Genomic DNA, 2,681 nt, shown 5'->3' on the forward strand with positions numbered 1-2,681 from the left:
CGGTATGCTCGTGTTGGAATCGAAAGACAGCGAAACGGAAATTCTTAAACTTGCCATGAAGCATAATTTGCGCAAACAAAAAAAGCTGATGACGGACAGCAACTATGCGATTATCAATATTTTAGCGTACTTAAAAAGCGCGAAAGCGACTATGCAGCGGTTTGTTGACAGTTTGCCACAAAGCTACATTGCAAAGCGAATGGCGGAAATCAGCCCAGAGAATAAGGCAAAAGTTATGCGGATTTTGTCCGAAAGCTTTGCGCAAGAGCCGTATCAAACCGAGACGAAGGACGGGCTAAAAATAAGAGGCAACGATGCATATGCTGTCGTTATGCCGCACAAAAACGAGAATAAAATATCCATCACGACCGAGGGGCTGACGCAGGAATTCGCCGACGAGCTAGCCGATATCTGTTACAAAACAATAAAATCCAGCGAATAAAAAAGAGGCTCATTGCCTCTTTTTAAAACTTATCAAAGTGGTCGTATTTGTATTTCAAATACCATAGGCAAACAATTGCTAAAGTGATGATCACGGGTCCTGATGTCTGCCATGTTGATAGAAGCAGGTCTGTGAAAATTTGCCAAAATGGCTTACTGTTTTGATATGGCTTTTCTGCATCAGGGACTTTCGTGACATTAAACTCCCAGACGTTTTCCCCAGCCACAACTTCCTTATCATACGCAAATTTTTCAAGCTTCCAATTGTCTTCCGAGTTTATGTTTGTGAATTTAATCGAGACAACGTGCTTCCCGCCCATCATGTTATCAAGGCTTTGAACGTACCCTTTCTGCGGGTTCATAATAACGCTTCCGGCCGTTAATCGCGTGTCTCCCTCGACGGGCTGGCTTTCAAAATTTACGCTAGTGAAAGAAATCATAATTTCGTCTTTAAAATCTTCTGGAGCGACTATCTTAAATGTAACCAAGCCTGAATAGACATCGGCTTTTGCTGGGATGAAACCCGTTGCAAAAAGGCAGATGCTTAGAAGCAATATAAAAATGTAATTAATTGTTTTTCTCAAATTTGCACCTCAGCGAACATAGAAGTAAATCCTATTATCATAACATACCCTGATAAAAGAAATAGTATTATAATCAAAATTATTTTTGTTTTCGCGCTCATCTTGCCCGTCATAAAGAATGTTAACAGCCCCTTGAAGAATTTTGCTACAACCTTAATAGCTTCCCATACGGCAGCAACAATTGCACCGACACCTGTTGCAGCAGTCGCTCCTTTAGCAGCAACCCCTACCCCCGCTGCAGCCGCTTTTTTCATTGCCAATTGAGCAGCCTTAGCAGCCACTTTTGCTGCCTTTTCTGCTTGATACGCCGCTTTCAAACCTTTAATGCTAGTCTTGAGCTTACCAGCGACATTTTTGAGCCGCAATTTTCTCAACCTAAAATTCTTAATCTTTCTTATCGTGTTCGGCCTTGCGAGCATCATGGCCTTGCTGTTTTTATTTTGCCTCTGCATTTGCTTTGAAGCTGCCTGCCTGTCTAACGCCGTGGCGTTCTCGCTATTAGCAGAAAAATCATATTTATCTTTGCCGGCTTTAAGCGCCGTCCCAATGACCGCAGCTCCAACAGCAAAAGCTAGATTTAGCTTTAGATTGCGCATTTTATTGCCAGCCTTAAGCTCGGAAATTTGTTTTTTAGTGCTTTTTAAATCTTTTTTAAGATTTTTCGAATAATTTCCAAGCATCGCAGAATTCGCCCCCCCCGCCTGCTCGGAATATTTGCTTATAGAATCCCTTAGTTCCCCGCGCTTTTCTCTCAAATCATGCAATTGGCTTTTGTACGCCCCGCGGATATCTTTTCGCGTTTGATGGCTGTCTATCGTCGCTTTTGCAGCCAACGCTTGCTGACTATGCGCTTTAATCGCGATCTCGCCAGTCGATTGCTGGATAGTTCCTGCTGCCATCTCTTTGCGGATTTGTTTCATGCTATCACACGCACTTTTCCACTCTTTTTCGGCTTTTCGCAGCTCTTTGCCGGGGCGGCGCACCTCGGCGATTAGTTTATGCGCATCGCGAACAACCATACCAGTTGGTGCCGGAACTCTTTTCCCCTCTTCTGCCATGATTGCTCACCCACTTTCCTATCGTGATGCTAATTATTCTTCGTCTTCTTTAGGTTTTTTCGTCGTTTTCTTCGCAGGCTGTTCGATTGCAGAATCTGCACGAGCTGCTTGTTTTTCTGCCATTGCTTTTTCTTGCGCTTTTTCTTCTTCCTCGTTGAAGTTAGTCGTCATCATCTTATAAAGCTGTGTATCAGTAGGGAATTTGTCCGTAAACGGCAGGACAGCATCGCCCTTGAATATCAATCCATGCCCCGGAGGCGTGTTTGTTACGTATTGCATCTGCGCGTCCGAAATGTTTAGAAGATGCGAAAGCTCATTTCTATCAAGCGTCGCTTGGTTTAGCATATATATATAATCAGAGTTCGAAAGCATACGTCTTGCAAGCTCGGATTTCAACAAGTCTTCAACGTTCTGCGTTATGCCAGTTGGGATACCACCCCATTTTCTAGCACGTTTATATAGCTCAAATAGGAAGTTCGCCGAGTATTCATTGGCGAATAATAAATAAATCTCATCTAGGTATATCCATGTGCGTCTGCCGATTTGTCTGTTTTTCGTAATCCTGTTCCAAACAGCATCAAGCACGATAAGCATGCCC

Annotated in this window: 4 protein-coding genes; 1 reads left to right on the plus strand and 3 read right to left on the minus strand. The window is 43.3% G+C overall.

Annotated features, from left to right (window positions below; all coding sequences use genetic code 11):
- A partial coding sequence (locus ACYVTD_RS11390; protein ID WP_461247890.1) for a hypothetical protein occupies positions 1 to 442 on the plus strand: 442 nt, incomplete at its 5' end.
- Positions 443 to 464: 22 nt separating this feature from the next.
- Here the strand turns inward: ACYVTD_RS11390 and ACYVTD_RS11395 are convergent.
- The 3 genes from ACYVTD_RS11395 to ACYVTD_RS11405 form a co-directional block, all read right to left on the minus strand.
- Positions 465 to 1,025: a hypothetical protein gene (locus ACYVTD_RS11395; protein WP_461247891.1), complete on the minus strand. Its 561-nt coding sequence runs from the start codon at positions 1,023 to 1,025 to the stop codon at positions 465 to 467.
- Entirely contained in the window at positions 1,022 to 2,083 is a 1,062-nt protein-coding gene (locus ACYVTD_RS11400) for a hypothetical protein (protein ID WP_461247892.1), read from the minus strand. The genes ACYVTD_RS11395 and ACYVTD_RS11400 overlap by 4 nt, the downstream gene beginning before the upstream one ends.
- Positions 2,084 to 2,116: 33 nt before the next feature.
- The coding region (locus ACYVTD_RS11405; RefSeq protein WP_461247893.1) for a TraG/VirB4 family ATPase at positions 2,117 to 2,681 on the minus strand (565 nt) is incomplete at its 5' end.

It is taken from the genome of Treponema sp. R6D11 (assembly GCF_054786075.1).